Annotated in this window: 18 protein-coding genes and 1 pseudogene; 9 read left to right on the top strand and 10 right to left on the bottom strand. The window is 61.2% G+C overall.

The genetic code is table 11. The features are described 5' to 3' along the window. Nucleotides 1-22 precede the first annotated feature (22 nt). The 5 genes and pseudogenes from AC1DW2_RS32445 to AC1DW2_RS32425 all read left to right on the top strand — a co-directional run bounded on the left by AC1DW2_RS32445 (nt 23) and on the right by AC1DW2_RS32425 (nt 2,747). Entirely contained in the window at nt 23-856 is an 834-nt protein-coding gene (locus AC1DW2_RS32445; protein WP_354239253.1) for a universal stress protein, read from the top strand. A 53-nt stretch (nt 857-909) separates the two neighbouring features. Continuing rightward, nucleotides 910-1,206: a c-type cytochrome gene (locus tag AC1DW2_RS32440; RefSeq protein ID WP_166106037.1), complete on the top strand. Its 297-nt coding sequence runs from the start codon at nt 910-912 to the stop codon at nt 1,204-1,206. 209 nt (nt 1,207-1,415) lie between these two features. Then, nucleotides 1,416-1,727, top strand: coding sequence for a c-type cytochrome (locus AC1DW2_RS32435; RefSeq protein WP_063982735.1), 312 nt, complete (start codon nt 1,416-1,418; stop codon nt 1,725-1,727). A 193-nt stretch (nt 1,728-1,920) separates the two neighbouring features. After that, nucleotides 1,921-2,439, top strand: a pseudogene (locus AC1DW2_RS32430) (efflux RND transporter permease subunit); the annotation flags it as partial. After that, a complete protein-coding gene (locus tag AC1DW2_RS32425) occupies nt 2,436-2,747 on the top strand; it encodes a DUF3240 family protein (RefSeq protein ID WP_085400502.1) in 312 nt (103 codons plus the stop codon). The pseudogene AC1DW2_RS32430 and the gene AC1DW2_RS32425, both read left to right, overlap by 4 nt. 18 nt (nt 2,748-2,765) lie before the next feature. On the opposite strand, the gene AC1DW2_RS32420 is transcribed toward AC1DW2_RS32425, so the two are convergent. The 3 genes from AC1DW2_RS32420 to AC1DW2_RS32410 all read right to left on the bottom strand — a co-directional run bounded on the left by AC1DW2_RS32420 (nt 2,766) and on the right by AC1DW2_RS32410 (nt 5,966). Next, nucleotides 2,766-5,054 (bottom strand): heavy metal translocating P-type ATPase, encoded by a 2,289-nt coding sequence (locus AC1DW2_RS32420; RefSeq protein WP_208070084.1) that lies wholly within the window; start codon nt 5,052-5,054, stop codon nt 2,766-2,768. A gap of 256 nt (nt 5,055-5,310) precedes the next feature. Further along, on the bottom strand, nt 5,311-5,661 hold the full coding sequence (locus tag AC1DW2_RS32415) for a c-type cytochrome (protein WP_414643298.1): 351 nt from the start codon (nt 5,659-5,661) through the stop codon (nt 5,311-5,313). A 26-nt stretch (nt 5,662-5,687) separates the two neighbouring features. Next, complete coding sequence (locus AC1DW2_RS32410; RefSeq protein ID WP_354113104.1) at nt 5,688-5,966, bottom strand: hypothetical protein; 279 nt, start codon at nt 5,964-5,966, stop codon at nt 5,688-5,690. A 155-nt stretch (nt 5,967-6,121) separates the two neighbouring features. Between AC1DW2_RS32410 and AC1DW2_RS32405 the strand changes: the two genes are divergently transcribed. Then, on the top strand, nt 6,122-6,574 hold the full coding sequence (locus AC1DW2_RS32405) for a pyridoxamine 5'-phosphate oxidase family protein (RefSeq protein WP_028153137.1): 453 nt from the start codon (nt 6,122-6,124) through the stop codon (nt 6,572-6,574). 150 nt (nt 6,575-6,724) lie between these two features. Then, on the top strand, nt 6,725-7,081 hold the full coding sequence (locus tag AC1DW2_RS32400) for a c-type cytochrome (RefSeq protein WP_038944690.1): 357 nt from the start codon (nt 6,725-6,727) through the stop codon (nt 7,079-7,081). 38 nt (nt 7,082-7,119) lie between these two features. On the opposite strand, the gene AC1DW2_RS32395 is transcribed toward AC1DW2_RS32400, so the two are convergent. Beyond that, a complete protein-coding gene (locus tag AC1DW2_RS32395; RefSeq protein ID WP_477007982.1) occupies nt 7,120-7,842 on the bottom strand; it encodes a c-type cytochrome in 723 nt (240 codons plus the stop codon). Nucleotides 7,843-8,441: 599 nt separating this feature from the next. Between AC1DW2_RS32395 and AC1DW2_RS32390 the strand changes: the two genes are divergently transcribed. Further along, nucleotides 8,442-8,720, top strand: a complete 279-nt coding sequence (locus AC1DW2_RS32390) for a hypothetical protein (RefSeq protein WP_028153140.1) — start codon at nt 8,442-8,444, stop codon at nt 8,718-8,720. Between the two features lie 229 nt (nt 8,721-8,949). Here the strand turns inward: AC1DW2_RS32390 and AC1DW2_RS32385 are convergent, their stop codons facing one another. The 3 genes from AC1DW2_RS32385 to AC1DW2_RS32375 all read right to left on the bottom strand — a co-directional run bounded on the left by AC1DW2_RS32385 (nt 8,950) and on the right by AC1DW2_RS32375 (nt 11,063). After that, a complete protein-coding gene (locus AC1DW2_RS32385) occupies nt 8,950-9,156 on the bottom strand; it encodes a hypothetical protein (protein ID WP_085400494.1) in 207 nt (68 codons plus the stop codon). A 102-nt stretch (nt 9,157-9,258) separates the two neighbouring features. Continuing rightward, on the bottom strand, nt 9,259-9,822 hold the full coding sequence (locus AC1DW2_RS32380) for a hemerythrin domain-containing protein (protein WP_477007981.1): 564 nt from the start codon (nt 9,820-9,822) through the stop codon (nt 9,259-9,261). A 188-nt stretch (nt 9,823-10,010) separates the two neighbouring features. Continuing rightward, entirely contained in the window at nt 10,011-11,063 is a 1,053-nt protein-coding gene (locus AC1DW2_RS32375) for a medium chain dehydrogenase/reductase family protein (RefSeq protein ID WP_477007980.1), read from the bottom strand. A 309-nt stretch (nt 11,064-11,372) separates the two neighbouring features. Here AC1DW2_RS32375 and AC1DW2_RS32370 point away from each other — a divergent pair, with 309 nt between their 5' ends. After that, nucleotides 11,373-11,777, top strand: coding sequence for an EF-hand domain-containing protein (locus AC1DW2_RS32370; protein ID WP_477007979.1), 405 nt, complete (start codon nt 11,373-11,375; stop codon nt 11,775-11,777). A 637-nt stretch (nt 11,778-12,414) separates the two neighbouring features. Here AC1DW2_RS32370 and AC1DW2_RS32365 read toward each other — a convergent pair. Genes AC1DW2_RS32365 through AC1DW2_RS32355 form a run of 3 tightly spaced genes read right to left on the bottom strand, consistent with a single transcriptional unit; the run spans nt 12,415 to nt 16,018 of the window. After that, on the bottom strand, nt 12,415-13,653 hold the full coding sequence (locus AC1DW2_RS32365) for an efflux RND transporter periplasmic adaptor subunit (RefSeq protein ID WP_477007978.1): 1,239 nt from the start codon (nt 13,651-13,653) through the stop codon (nt 12,415-12,417). Nucleotides 13,654-13,655: 2 nt separating this feature from the next. Then, entirely contained in the window at nt 13,656-15,656 is a 2,001-nt protein-coding gene (locus AC1DW2_RS32360) for an ABC transporter permease (protein WP_477007977.1), read from the bottom strand. Further along, entirely contained in the window at nt 15,545-16,018 is a 474-nt protein-coding gene (locus AC1DW2_RS32355) for a hypothetical protein (RefSeq protein ID WP_477007976.1), read from the bottom strand. The genes AC1DW2_RS32360 and AC1DW2_RS32355 overlap by 112 nt, the downstream gene beginning before the upstream one ends.

Here is a 16,018-nt window from a genome sequence, read left to right as displayed (position 1 = left end):
CCGATCGGAACGGGAGGCACGCATGTTCAAGGACTTACTGGTGCATATTCCTACGGAGCGCTCACCGCGGCCTGCCATCGACGCTTCTGTTTCTCTTGCAATGAGTGCTTCGGCACATCTGGATGCAATTGCAACAGGATATGCTTCGACGAACGTGCCGTTTCTTGCGGAAGGCGGCGCAGCCATCGCATCGTCCCTGCAATTCGAGTATGAACGTGCGCTGGAGCGAGCCGAGGCAGCGCTGCGCGTCTTCGAGGTCGAGGCGAAGAACGCCCTGATCAACTATGGAAGGTACGCACTGAACGGAACTCTCGCCGACGCGGTTGCGAAAGCTGGTGCAGCGGCGCGCCTCTATGATCTGACGATCGTGTCACAAGGCGACCCCGAGGGCGACACGTTTGACAACCGGCTTCCGAAGGAACTGCTCTTGCAGGCGGGTGGGCCCCTGCTGTTCATTCCCTATACTTTCCGGGGTGCGTTCAAGGCGGCACGCGTCGGCATCTGCTGGGACGGCAGCCGCCTTGCCGCCCGCGCCTTGCGGGACGCGATGCCATTTATCACCGACGCAGCCGCTCTGACGACCATCACCCTCAATGCATCCGAGGTACCGCCCGATGCATCGCCCGAACGCCTCCTGACACATCTCGCGCGGAAGGGCTTGCCGGCGAAGGCCGTATCGCTTCAGGCCGACCGTAGCGATCTGCAAGCGAGCATCCTGTCGATCGCTGCGGATGAAAGCCTCGACCTGCTGATCATGGGCGGTTACGGCCACTCTCGACTTCAGGAAACGGTATTCGGCGGGGTCACGCAGGAAATGTTCCGCAGTATGACAGTTCCAGTCATGATGTCGCACTGATGGAGCACTACGTGAGGACGCATCTCGGAACTGGACGTGCCGTGGCAGGCGCCATGCTCGTTGCGGGTTTGTTTTTCTCCCCTAACCCAACCGCAGCTTCGAGCGTCGAGCAAGGCCGACGTCTTGCGCTGCTGTATTGTGCGAAGTGCCACTCGACCGACAAGGTCAGCCCAAGCCCCCTCAAGATTGCTCCACCGTTCAGGACGTTACACGAGCGATATCCGATCGAGATGCTGCAGGAGGCCTTGGCCGAGGGCATCGTCACTGGGCATCCGGCGATGCCGGAATTTCAATTCGATTCCGACCAAGTCGGCGATTTCATGGCGTTCCTGAAGACGTTGGAGCAATGAGCTATCAGACGTGCGCGATCGAGAGAAGCCTTGGTCAAAATTGGTCGGACATCGTCCCGGGCTGCCTTGCCGTAACGCGCGGCGAGCGATCGATCAACACGCCGGTCCACGACGACGGGGCGCCGCTTATCTTTCTGCTGCTTCACGTGGAAGACGTCACCGGTCAGATTGTCCGCCGACAATAACGCTCGATCCTTGGGGACCCTCGCATGTCGAAAGCATTCAGATTGTCGTCCGCCACGATTTGCGCGCTTGCGATCGTGACACCGGCCGCAGCGGCCGACGCGGATCACGGCAAGGACATCGCAAAGCGTTGGTGCGCCGCGTGCCATCTCGTCGAAAGTGGCCAGACGAAAGCCTCCGACCAGGCGCCGCCGTTCTCCACCTTCGCGAAGATGCCCGATTTCGACCAGAACAAGCTCGCTTTCCTTCTACTCGCACCGCATCCGAACATGCCGACGCTATCGCTGAACCGGACGGAAATCGCGGATCTCGCGGACTACGTCCGCACACTCAAGTAGGGCACGGCCCACCGCCGCCGCCAAGGTTCGAAGCCCGGGTTGAGATGGGTCAATGCGGAACTTCCGATGCACGGATAGAGTCGAAAGCGTGCCGAGCGGCGCGAGCGCGCTCAGGTGCCGTTCTTCGACGACACCGGCCGGGAGAACGTCGTTGTGATTTCCCGCCGGTCTACGGCGCTGCAGCCGGACCTGTTTCCAGCAGCGCGCCGCCGCGCGGCTCTCTGTCGTGGTGCCGGTCGTCATCGGCCTGATCTTCGTGCTGCTGTTCACCACATTTGGCTCGGTGCGCCATGCCCTGCTGGTGCTGGTCAACATCCCCTTCGCGCTGATCGGCGGCGTGTTCGCGCTGGTCTCAAGCGGCGAATATCTGTCCGTTCCGGCGTCGGTCGGATCCATCGCGCTGCTCGGCATAGCCGTACTGAACGGCGTCGTGCTGGTCTCCTATTTCAACCAGCTACGCGCTCACGGCCTGAGCGAGGGTCGCATCGTCGTCGAAGGCGCCATGCGAAGACTGCGGCCCGTTCTAATGACGGCCAGCATCACGGCGCTCGGATTGATCCCGCTGTTGTTCGCCTCCGGTCCGGGATCTGAAGTGCAGCGACCGCTGGCCATCGTCGTGATCGGGGGCCTGGTCTCGTCGACAATGCTGACGCTGATTCTGCTGCCGATCCTGTATCGCCGCTACGGCGGCGCTGCGAAGGGGGCCAAATGACGAGCGTGTCCGTCTGCCTCACGCTGATCCTGCCGCGCCAGCTTCGCGACGAGCTCTTCGACTATCTCAGCGAACAGACCGATCTGGTGAGGGGTTTCACGGCCTCCGATGCTGCCGGACACGGCACCGCCGTGCGGCTCCAAAGCATGGCCGAGCGCGTCAAAGGGCACGCCAATCAGGTCATCGTATGGATTGTCCTACCACGGAACGATGCCGCGCGCCTGCTCGACCGGGTTCGGGCTTCGTTCACCGGCACCAACCTCGTCTATTGGATTCTGCCCGTGGCGGAATTCGGCACGATCGACTAACCGACATCGCCAAGCTGCTCAGTCCGCCGCCACGGCTTCGTAAATATCGTCCTCTTGGGCCGTATGCATGCGCACCAGCGTTTCGATCGCCTCGATCACACGCTGGGCATCTCGAATAAGATAGCGGTCGATCTTTTCTGACGGCAGGTCGGCCGCGATCCGTGCGAGCAACCGCGCAAGGTGCAGGATCTCACGATGCGCGCGGCTCATGGCAGAGAGGCCGTGGCGTTCGCGCAGCACCTCCGCAATTTTCGGATAGACGCTGCCCTCGTCCTCGCGCTCGTGCTTCACTACACTGCCCTGAACGAGGCGATCAGCCTCTTCGATCAAGGCCGCAGCGGCGTCTGGCGGCACATCGTCGATCGCATCGACGATCTTGCGCAGTCGGTCGAGATCCCCGAACAGCGCCTGATGGTCGTGATGCAGTGCTAGGCCCTCCTCTGCGGATATCCGGCGACCGGCGCTCCCATGGGCTGGAGTGAGCGCCCGCAGCGCATTCAGGATGACGGCAACATCGATCACCTCCTGCACGATCGCCGCCGGCACGGGATCCAGCCAGCCAACGGTAGCGGCCACCATGGCAGCTATCGACAATCCCATGCCAATAATGACGCTTTGGAGAGCGATACGCCGTGCACGCTGCGCAATTATGATCGCTTCGCCGACGCGATCAAGCCGATCGGTAAGGATGACCACATCCGCCGCCTCGGACGAGGCGCTCGCGCCGCGTGCGCCGAGCGCGACCCCGATATCGGCCACGGCCAGTGCCGGGGCGTCATTGATGCCATCACCGACCATGATGGTCGGATGCAGCCGCTGTTCAGTGCGCACCGCCTCGACCTTGTCCGAGGGAACGCGGTCAGCCAGCACGGCATCGAGGTCGAGCGCTGCTCCGATTGCCTGCGCCGCTGCGGCACGATCGCCTGTGACCATGACCATTCGTACGATGCCCGCATCGCGCAGCAGCCGGATCGCTCGCGGCGTATCAGCCCGCAGCTCGTCGGCCAGCAGCAGCGCACCGATCGGAAGGCCGTCCACGGCGACAAAGACGATCAGCGCCGAGCGCCACGATGCGCGCCGGATTGCCCGCAGCTCCCACGGCGACAGCTCGGCATGTGAGCGAAGCAACTCTCGCGAGCCCGCGGTTACCCGGCGGCCGTCGATCAGGCCGGACAAACCGGTGCCCATGGTTTCTTTGACCTGTTCGGGCGCTTTGAGCTTGAGGCCGCGATCGACGGCCGCAGAGACGACGGTCTTGGCGAGGACGTGATGCGAGGCCTGCTCAAGCGAGGCCCCAAGCGTGAGGACCTCGTCCGGATTTTCCCCCGGAGCGACTTCAACCGAAAGCAACCGCGCACCTCCAACCGTGAGAGTGCCGGTTTTGTCGAAGAGCACGGTGCGCGCACGAGCCAGCGCCTCCAGTGCCCCTCCTCCCTTGACTAAGATGCCGCGACGGGCCGCTTGCGCTACGCCGGCGATGAAGGCGACAGGTGCGGCCAGAATCAGGGGGCAAGGCGTTGCCGCCACCAGCACAGCGAGGCTGCGGGTCAAATCACCGGAGATCCACCACGCCAGGAAGGCGGTGACGAGCGTCACGGGAAGAAAGATCAGCGCATAGCGATCGGCCAACCGCACAAAGGGGGCCTTCGCAGTTTGCGCCGCCGTCACCATGCGCACAATACCAGCGTAGGTACTCTCGCCAGCCGGTGCGGTAACGGTCAACTCGAAGGTCTCACCCGCATTCAGCGAACCGGAAAGAACGGCGCTGCCGCGTGTCTTCTCGACCGGGATCGGCTCGCCCGTAACCGCGGACTCGTCGATGGTCGCCATGGCCGAACGGACGATGCCGTCGACTGGCACGATCTCGCCGGCCCGTACCAGGAGCTCTTCGCTGACCAAGACCGCCTCGATCGGAACCTCTTCGATCCGCTCGCCAGTCTTGCGATGTGCCCGGCGCGGCGCACGATCGACCAGTGACCGCAGGTCGTGCTCAGCCCGCGCGATCGCGATATCCTCCAGTACGTTGCCACCGGAATACATCAGCGCCACCACGGCGCCGGCAAGCGGCTGGCCGAGCGCCAATGCCGCGCTCATCGACAGGAGCGCAATCGCGTCCACTCCCAGTCGGCCGCCCAGCAAGTCCCTGACGATCGAGACCGCCAGTCCACCTATCACGGGTGCCGTGCCGATTGCCCATGCGAAATCGGCCAGATCAGGACGGCCGGCAGCTCGCGCAAGGATACCCGCGGTTAATCCCGCGATTGCGATTGCAACCAGAGTCCATCGTAGAACCCGCTCAAACGACATGATCTCATTCCAACACTACCTGCATCATTCTCTTCCGAAACAAGCTCCGTTGCTTGAGCAGAATCAATGACAAGTCTCGAACACTCGCCTCCAACGAACGCAGCCATTCGCAAGGCGCCGATGAGCTAGGTCAAAATCTTTCCGAGGGTTCTGGCAGATGCTCTCAAGAGGACGACCACTGGGTCTCCGGCTTCACCCAAAGATGCTGTCTATTGTCCTTGAACGAATATTTTGGTCTCCTGGAGATGCTCAGACCTCATCGCGGCGGAGATTGTTTCGGCTTAGTTGGTTCCTGAATTGACTTCATGTAGTTTAGGACAGCCTCTGCATCGTCCCTGTTGAAGCGGAAGGTCGGCATGGAGGGATGAATGCTGCTATAGCCATCCTGTAGTCGTTGCAGGAAGTCGCTGTCATAGAGTTTGGTTTCGCTGAAGCTGCGAAAGGGCGGCGCTTGCCTGTTGGGACTCGCGCCGGTCCTACCAACTGAGTGACAGCGGGCGCACAATTGTTGCAACAGCTCTTTGCCATGTTGCTGCTCCTCATCGCGCGCATGGGCGCAGGTGCTCGACCCGAGACCTATTGTCGAAAGTATCAGCAAGCATCGCATCATCGCAGTCGTTCCCGCGAAACAGTTCACCAACGCGAGGTAGCCTTGCCGTAGACGTAGAGCGCAACCAGCCCGACGGTCACCACCGTCGAGAAGATCAAGATATTTCGATCCCAATCGACTCGCTCCTTCTCGGCTCTTCTGAAAGCGAGAGCCGTGAATAGGGCTTTCAAGGCAAATCGGCGCATCGAAGCAGCCCTCCCAGTCCACACGATGTCACCGCCGTTCAAAGCCAGCTTGATGCAGCTCAAAGCATGAGGTCGGTTGGCGATGGGGCCCGCTATCGCGACAAGCATAACTGCCAAACAGCGCTCCCTCCGAGAGCGATTGGCGCAATTGCGCTCAGGCGTATGGCAGGCCCACTGCGCCTACGCTTGGCGGCCGGCTTCCTCGATACTTGACCTGCCTCAAAACGTACACGCTAGTTCGGGGCTAAACTGGTCTAAATCGGAGGCGACCAATGGACGAAACGTTCAGGCGGAAAATCCTTCGGCTTCTGGATCAGCACCGGACGACGAGGATCGCTACCCTACGATCTGACGGCTGGCCCCAGGTGACCACTGTCGGCTACGCCAATGATGGGCTCGTCATCTATTTCCTTTGCGGAGCGGACAGCCAGAAGGCAGCTAACCTGGCGAAGGACGATCGGGTCTCGCTAACGGTGGATGACGATCCCACGCAAGTGATGGACATCGTGGGCCTATCGATGGCGGCACGCGCGAAGCTCGTAACGAATCCCGCCGAATTCGAAAAAGCCTTGCGCCTCCTGATCTCGCGGTATCCGAACCAGAAGAGCCTTGATCTCCCCATGCCGAACACTTCGGAGGTCTGCGTCTTCCGCCTGACACCCACGATTGTCTCCCTGCTCGACTACTCAAAGGGATTTGGACATACCGACCTGATCGCGTGCTAAAGCGCCGCATCCTGCGCTAAGGGCGGGTGCGCTCGGTCATTCTGCTTTCTTTCGCCAGAACGGCTGATCGGCAGGCGGTTTTGGCGATGAGATGCCCGCTGGCGCTCGCGCGGTTGCTGTGAGTGCCCCAACCGCGAGTTGAGACGGAACATGTTCCGCAGCATGCGAGTCAACATCAGCCTCGTGATCCTGATCGCGCTATTAGCGTTGTTTCTCGTCCGCGTGCACAAGGCGGACGGATCTAAACTTGCTGCAGACAGCGCGTTTGAAGGACGTCGCCTCGCGGAAGCATGGTGCAAGCCGTGTCATGCAATCGAACCGCACATGCCGGGAATGTCGGATCAGGCACCGGGCTTCGCGTCAATCGCAAACAGGTATGGAACGACGGCACTTTCGCTGAAAGTGTTCCTGAAGACCAGCCACCAGAACATGCCGAACCTCGTCATCGCGCCCGATCAGGCCGACGCTCTCGCGAATTACATCCTTAGCCTAAAGACTCAAGACTAGAACGCTGATCGGCGCGACCATGACCCTAAGCTCAGATCTTAGCGAGCCCGGTCGGCTTGCACGGTCTCGAAGAACGCAACGATCGCATCGATCTGGTATTCGACGAGCTTTGGCTTAAGCATTGCCTGGTTCGGGCCTACGCGACGGTGGTTTGACGTCAATAGCTCTCGGAGATAGTTGGCTGAAAAAGATGGCCGGCTGGCAATTTCGCTGAAGCTTGGCGCGGGGACGCGAAAGGCTGGTGTTTCCCTTGAAGCATCCGAGACAATGTGACAGAGGCCGCAGGTCCCGCGAGCGAGCGCGCGACCCTGCGCGATCTGATCCGCGAACAGCTGATCGCTGAACGGCGAGTTAACCGGCACCTGGATGGTGATCGAACTGTATCCGCTGGCGCGGTGGCAGGCATTGCATCCGTTCGTGAGATCCGAGTAAGCCTTGGCGAAAGCTGCACCATCCTTCTGTTGAATCGCGCGATCCAGAGCTTGCAGCTGTTCGGTAGTTTGGGACGAGCGCAGGCCTTCGGAGGGAGTCGGCGTTGCCTTCTGCAAGCTTGCCTGGATTTGTCGAAGCTCATAATTCGCCAAGTCCCAGTTGCCTAGCTTTCCGGCCAACCATAATTTGATGTGTTGGAATTGTATCGCGATCATAAGGTCGGACAGTTGGGACGACGTGCTGCCAGCCGACAAGTTCACCTGTGCTCCCGCATTAAATTGCGGGAGCATGGCGACAATCGCGGCGACCATCAGCGTCCGAAACTTCATGCCAGCGCTCGAGATGATGAGGCGATGCATTAACCAAGGACATCGAACGATTTCCTTGTCGATCCGCTCAAGCGGAACTGATCAGACGAGCAGGTTCGTAAAGAATGGTTCGGTGATCCCAGCGACTGACGACTCTGTCCCATCAGAAGCGACGGGGGTGACAAATTCGCTCTTGCAGATCCAGCAGCGCCAGAGCTCTTGCGCCTCCTGAGCATTGACGCGTTCGTGCCACTCGAGGTGTACTAACCTGGAACCACAGCGAGGGCATTTTTCATCATGCGGTGTTGAGACCGGTGCCATATAGAACCTCCCTCGTGTCCGATGCGCAGCATGCGATCTTGGCAGTATGGCGAAATGATCTAGATCAACGATTTGCTCGTTCTTCCGGCAGCTGACGTGGAGGCGACCTTTGAGTTGCGCCTCGGCGAAATTGCGGATGATCATAGAGCCCCCTTACGGCGATTGGAGCATGCGACATCCGTTGTTGAGCTGGATCAATGCGGACCCGAGGAATTGGGGTTTGTAAGCATGCCGACCTCCTCTTCAGAAGCCCGGGGTTGATTTGCATTTCGCTCCGCGACGTCGACAGGAGAGCCACGATGTCCAGCAAAATTCATGCCGACGATCTGACCGCGGTTGTGCGCTACGCGCTCGAAACCACCCGTGCCACGATTGTCTGTCCTTTCCACGATCGGGTTATCATCCGCGTCGGCGACGATGCCGCCGAGAGCCATGCCTTTGAGCGGGCGAAAAGAATCATCAAGAGCGATGGCGAGTTCTGGGCATCGGACGTCCTCAGGGAAGAATTCGGCCGTCAACTCGGCGCCGCCACAGATGGCCGATGCCCGGAGTGCGATCGGAGAGATCCCGGCACCTGAAGACACGGCCCGGACTTGACTCGCGGTCTTCACTCACCACGGTGCCGGACGATCCAACAGACTTCGCGCTTCGCAATTCCATCTGCTCGCCCGCGCCGCCCATCCCAGCGAACAACAAAGTGGGATCGAGTCGGAGGGTTCCGCGCAAACCGTGGCCGCAACCAGCCGGATCGCCAGTGCGGTACAGGCGAGAACGAACAAGAGCGACAGCCACGATTAGATTAAATGATTAGGCTTCGACGTACGGGACGGCGAAGTTGTCGCACATTGAGGTGAACGCTTGTTTTGCTTCAGCACTCTCGAAGCAAAAATGCGTCCCTTTGTCGCCACGGTCTATCCACCAGTCGATTTGTCGTCCTCGTGCAATGCGGAACGCTTCTGCACGCAATTGATCTAATTGCCTTCCGTAGGCTCGAACAATCACACAATCTGCCATTTGGACGCTCCATCAACTAGCCAACCCCACTGGGCGTCAATTCCTTTTGGCGTTTGCCTTGAAGCATTTTGATCAGAAATCATGCGGCCCTTGACTGCACTTCTAGTGCCGTTCAGCTTCGGACTCTTGCTCCATCCGCAAGATGCGCGCTCGTAGCGCGTCGAAGGTTTCTTCAGCAGCCTCGCTAAACAGCGGATCCTCATGATTCGTTGAGGCCGAAGCGATCTCAGTCCAATCTGAAGGCTTTAGAACCCTAAGGGCGGCGGGGAAGAAATCGCGGTCTTCGATCATGATGTGACGCCGCTCGCTCTCTACGAAATCGCGAACGATGTTGTCCACATTTTGCCGAAGAATCTCCCGATCCGCCAGAACACTGTCGATCGCCTGAGCGACGCGGYGCAAACGCTGGGTCCCTTTTTGGTGCTCAAGCGTTAGATCGCCAACCCTTGCCGCCGCAGCTGGATCTCGAAGCTTTAGCTTGGCAAAGACCAATTCTTCTTGGGGATGATGATACAGCTCCGGATAGAGCTCGAAGTAGCTGATGATCGCGCGAATGACCTCATAGTCGGGGTGGCCCCCGCGATCGAAAATCTCAAGCTCGCGCTCAAGCACGGCGAGCAGCATCTCAATGTTGCGGTGTTCCCGGGATAGACGCTCAATGATCATTGCGACCTCCAATGGACCATTGAATGATGGAAGCTATCTTGAAAGCGATCCCAGTTTCTTGCGCTAGATCAAACACGGACGACCGGCCGTCGCGTCGTCTGGGACGACATACTGCTTTCTCGAGGGTCGAGGTAGCCGCGGACCGCGGCAAGACCGAATGCGCCTGACGGCACACGAGGTCTCGACGTCTACACCGTGAGCTCGCGCTCTCGTTGATGGCGCGACGGCAGATCTGGGCACAGCACGAGCTTTCCTTCCAGACCGCCCGCTTCCAGACGCCGGTGCGCCTCAGCAACTTCAGCGAAGGAGATTCGCTCGGCAACGCGTGGCTGAATGGCGCGAGCCGCCAACATTTCGAAGAGCCGCGCCAAATCTTCGCGGAACCAGGCCGGATGTCGCGCCCGCATCAAATTGATCGAGTAGAAGTAGACCCGCCTGCCGCCGGACAACCACCCCAATACATACAGGCGCGCCGTCCACGTCAAAATGCTGAACAGGCTATGGTGCGCCTGTACACCCGCCGTGTAGCCGTAGGCACAGAGCATGCCGCCCCGCTTGAGTGCCGCCAACGAGCGGCGACAGCCATCCTCTCCAATTCCGTCGAACACGACATCGAACCCGCCTGGCACGACCTTCGTAAAGTCTTCGCGCTGGTAATCGATCGGCGTGCCGCCCAGTTCGCGCACCAATGCGGCGTGATCCCCACGCGCCGTGCCCCACAGCTCAAGCCCCGCCATCCTGCCGAGCGTGAGCAGCGCCTGGCCGACAGCGCCAGCCGCGCCATGCACGAGGACGCGCTGCCCCCGCTTCACGCGGGCCGCGCGGTGTAGGAGTTGGTAGGCGGTTGTCCAGCTTAGGATCAAGGCGGCCGCCTCCGCCACGTCTACGCCTGGTGGCACGCGGGTCGCCTCCCCGGCCCGGAGGGTTCGGTAGGCGGCATTCGAGCCCACCACGGTCATGTCAGCTACTCGGTCGCCAAGCTTGAAGCCCGTCACGTCCGGTCCCAGCTGATCGATTTCCCCGACAACGTCGTAGCCCATCACGAAAGGCGGCTTGAGAGAAATCGTTTGCGGATAAAGGTGACGCCGGATCACCACATCGGTGAACACGACGCTCGACGCAAGCACGTGAACTCGCACCTCGCCTCGGCCGGCCGTTGGAAGAGGAGCGTCGACCACCTCCAACCCGTCAGGATCGCCGAAGTACCTGATCTGAATAACCCGATTGCGCAGCTCTCCCACAGCGGATTTCCTTGGCTCATGGGGTATTCCGCGGCCGCTCTGGCCGTCCTCGGTAGCGCTAAATCATCGCCCATTAGCCTGCTTTGGCATTGAGGAGGATCAATGCGTCAGCCCAGCTTTCCTTCTCGTCACTAGAACCGCTTGGTTTATACAGATTTTGCTCCTTCGCGAGCTTACCCCCCAACGAAAGCCCGCTTTGCCCTGTCGTAGTGTGTGCGGGGTGCGTAGGCGAAAGCTGGGACCAGAGGATCAATATCACTCTTGCCGAATTTAATGGAGAAAGGCCAAACGTTTCGGAGGAGGTTCGAAATGTACACGCGCGCTTTAGGACTCACGATAACTGCTCTCATCCTGACGTACGGCGTTGTCGGTGCGATTGCACAGGACCGAATGACACCCCAGCCAGATCAGCAACAAATGCAGTCCCATCCCAGCGGCCAGGCAGGCGCGAGCACGATGGGGCAAGGCGGCATGATGGGGCACGGAATGATGGAAGGACGTATGATGGGGCGCGGCATGATGGGCGGGAGCGCGATGGGATCACCTTTTATGATGCGTATGATGTTTGCTCTGATGGACGCCGATGGCGATGGGACCATCTCACTGCAGGAGTTTCAGGCAGCTCACGAACGGATTTTCAAGGCAATGGATAGCAATAAGGATGGCAAGCTGACCCTGGAGGAGATGCAAGCGTTTATGCATGGGACCAGGTGATCGGCTCCGCGCGGATGGCGCGTTGTCGCGTCCGCCATCCGCCCGAAGAAACGAGCCTTAAGCTGTCAGGTCCATGATCCGCATAATCGCGACCACATTATTGTACGCCTGTTCTTTCGTGCCTTGTTGCAGGTCCAGACAAAATTCTTCTTGCCTTAAAGGTCTTTCCCTCCGCTCAAGCCGAAGCTCCCCTTCGGTAATATGGCGGACCATAGCATTCATCATCGGGGACCCATAGTCTTCGACCGCGGCTCCACAATGATATCGCACATTCTTAAAACCTGGGATCAGGAATGGTGTCTCGCGTTCACATTCACGCACCACGACACCTGGCCAAGGGCGTCGTATCCAGCGCGCAGAGTTCGCGGTGAACGGTGGTGCGAGACCGAAAAGAGAACGGTCTCTAAGGGAGCATTCCCGCCGATAGCACCAGTGCTGCTCGGTTGCCCGTACGGTGATTTCGGCACGTCCCGCTTCAAGGGCAGCGACATTCCACGTCACCTGACGCAGCCGGGAAACAGGTGGGTCCGCACAAAGATACGACTGCCATGCACTCCCGAAGTGGGACTGCGGCTCCTTAGCGGAGTTGGGCCCATCGCCGGCGTGCGGGTCCCTCCCAACGTCCGCTTTGCGCTAGTCATGGTGCGCCTCGCTGCGCAATCCTGCTTCCGTCGGCAATTCGGTCGCTTGGATGTACGACGACGCGATCCCCCGCGGTCAGTCCAGACACCACCTCGGCGAACCGGTTATTGCGGTGACCAATATCAACTGGCTTGGCCCGCGCACGACCGTTCTCATCGGCAAAAACGGCCCACTGATCACCCTTTCGGAATAGGGCGCTTACCGGCACGGTCAGGACGTCCTGAGCGCTCCAAGTGGTCACGTGGACCGCGACACGGTAATCGTGACCTAGTTGCGACCAAGCCTGCGGCGGGTCATTGAAATCGACGGTTACCCGGACCCGCTGTTCCTCAATCCCTAGCGCCGAGACCTTCAGGAAGCCAGCGGGGTCCACACGCACGACCTTCCCCTTAATGGGCTGCCCGCCCCAGCCGTCGATTCGGACCGGCGCGCCCACCTTGATCTGGACGGCGTCCGTCGAGAGCAGGTCCGCCACCACCTCCAGATCAAGAGGATTGCCGATGTCGACGAGGGGCGTCCCAGGCAGGACCGTCGCCTCGCTGTCCTGGATGATCTTCAGCACCCTTCCGCTCGCCGGCGCGAGCACCCTGACGCAGCACGTTGGCTCCGCCGATGGGGAGGCATTGGCCGGGTCCATCAACCGCGCCGCGAGGCTGGTGCGCACCGCGCGACGCATGTCGACCTGAGCCTTGGCACTCGCCAAAGCGGCCTCGTTCGTGGCCACATCGAACTTCGCCTTGTCGAATGCTTGGGTGGAGATGGTCTGCGTCCGCGAGAGCGTCTGCGCCCGCTGGAATTCAGTCCGCGAGAAATCCAGGGCAGCTTCGATCCGCTGCACCTCGGCCTCTTGCTGCTGGATGGCGGCGTCCGCAGCCAAGACCTCGGCTTGAAGCTGGTCCCGCGACCGGACGTCGATGAAGCCGGGTAGCGTCGGCTGCATTAGGGCAATGACGGTCTGGTTGGCGACCACCTCGTCGCCGACGTGAAGCGAAGGTCCCTTCTCGCCGAGCGGATGCGAAATTCTAAGTACCTTCCCAGCGATGGGCGCCGAGACGGTGTAGATGTGGCGGACATGGGTCTTGCCGTCGTCGTCCGCCGTGACTTCGATCGGGCCCTTTGCGACGGTGGCGAGATCGACGAGAACCGGCCGGGGCCAGGCGAACCAGGCCAGCCCTCCCGCGATCGCGGCTAGGGCTGCAGCGCCGATAATACGTTTGGTCCAGTCTGCCGGCATGGCTAGTCCCTCGTCTTGAGGACCGCGACGAGGTCCAGTTTGTCGATGCGTTCGCGCATGACCGCTGCGGAAGCGATCGCAGCCAGTACCACCACGCACGTGGCGACGACATAGGTCGAATGCTCGACCACCAGCCGGACACGCATCAGCTCGCCGGCGAGGTTCGTCTTCATGACCCACGCTAGCCCGTAGCCCATCACCCAACCGGGTGGCTGGGCGACCAGCGTCAGAATGGCGAGCTCGAGCAGGAGAATTCGCAGCACCTCACCGCGAGTGAAGCCGAGCACGCGCAAGCTTGCCAGCTCCCGCGCCCGTTCTGATAGCGAGATCCGGGCGTTGTTGTAGACGACGCCGAACGCGATCACGGCGGCAAGCCCGGTGTAGATGCTCGCCATCGTCGTGACGAGCAGCGCGACGGTCTTACGGAAGTTTGCCAGCGACACGCGCTGCAGTGCCACGCCGCCGACCGTCGGCATGGACTTTACCGCCGCGTAGAAGTCCTCCTTTCTTTTCTCGTCGAGGCTGAGGTTCACGCTGTTCACGACGGGCGCCTCACGCATCAGCTTGCGGAGCGCCTCGATGTCCATCATCCCCCTGATGCCGAAGTAGTCCTTGACGGTCGCCACGATCGGAATCGTCACGGTGCGTCGGGCGCCCTCCAGCAGATCGACCTCGACGGTATCGCCGGCCCCCACCCCGAGGATGTGACCGAGCATGCTGGAGATCGCGAGACCCGTCTCCGGAAGCACGACCGGTCGAAGATCGACGTCGATGAGGCGCCGCAGATCGGCATCGGCGGGCCGGCCGCTGATCGTGATCCGCCGTTCGACGTTGCCATAACGGATCCGGACGGGCACCTCGCGGAATGGCTCGGCGGCGAGAACGCCCGGGAGCCTGTTCACTTGCTCCACCACGTTCTTGATCCGCTTCTCGGAAAAGCCGATGGTCGCGTCCTGCCGGTCAGCGAGGAAGTAGGTCACGTCGATCAGTTGCTCCATCGTGTCCCGCGTGAACAGCGAGACGACCAGGATCGCGGTGGCCAGTGCCATCCCAAGTGCCGTGAAGGCCGCCCGGACCGGATGCCGCGCGATGTTGCGGACCATCATCAACGTCGGTTGCGACACGATCTGGTCGAGCTGGATGCTCGACGGAAGCAGCCGCCGATAGACCAGAGGGGCCGGCGGTTGCATGGCGACCGCCGGCGGCAGCTTCACCACCTCGCGCAGCGCCGGCAGCGCGCCGATGGCGGCGGCGGCCGCGCTGAGGGCGCCGGCCGTGACGTACAGATCCGGCGCCTTCGCGAAAACTAGGAATGGGAAGTGAAAGAAGTCTCCGAACAGCGCGGTGATCCATAATCCGAGCCAAGTCCCGGTAACGCTGCCCAAAACGATCCCCGTCGCGACAATGAGGGCGACGAACTTGAAATAGTGCAGAACGATGCTGCTGTCGGCGTAGCCTATCGCCTTAAGAAGACCGATCTGCTCGCGCTCGAGCGCGACCAGCCGGCTCAAGGTGAGATTGACCAGGAAGGCGGAGACCAGAAGGAAGATCGGCGGCAGCGTGCGGCTCATGTTGTTGAGCATGTCGAGTTCATGATCGAGCCACGCGTGCGAGGTCTGGTCCTTCCGGCCGTGGGCCGCCTGCCCGCCGTAGGGATCGAGCAAGTCGTCGAGCCGCGAGATCACCTCGCGCTCCGAAGCGCCGGGCTGCAGCTTCACAGACACCGCGGAGAAGGCACCGTCGAGATCGTAGACGCTGGCGAGCGCCTTTTCGGACGTCCAGACGATCGCGTAGCGGCGATCGTCCGGCATAAGGTCGCCCGGTCCGACCGTGTAGACGAACTCGGGGGACAGCGCGATGCCGACGATGACGAGCTCGCGCTTCCTGCCGTTCAGGATGGCCGCGAGCCGCGCCCCCTCCGAGAAGCCGTGAGCGCGGGCGAACGGCTCGTTGACAACGACTTCCTCCGTCCGTCCCGGCTCCGGAAGCCGCCCGGACCGCATGTAGAGCCGATTGAGATGCGGCTCGTTGTTGTCGGGCAGCGAGACGAACTGCCGCTGGCGGGCTCGGAGAAGCCTGGAATGTCCAGCAGCGCCAGCTTGGCAATGCGCGCATCGACGGCGGCGACGCCGGGGATCTCGCCTATCCTGTCGGCGAGCGCCTTGGGCGCCCGCTTCGCCTGAGCGAACACGTCGCCGAAGCCGTAACGTTCATAGTACGCGATCCGCGTCTCTTCGAGAGACTGATGCGATCCGACCGCGAGCACCAGCGTCGCAACGCCCCCTCCGACGACCAGCGCGACGGCGAGCACCTGGGCCCAGAGCCGCCTGACGTCCCGAAGCAGCTTGATGTCGAGCGCAGTCAT

The organism is Bradyrhizobium sp. P3_C3 (assembly GCF_056402655.1).
The sequence above is the reverse complement of the archived record's forward strand: the minus strand, read 5'-3'. Positions and strand labels throughout refer to the sequence as shown.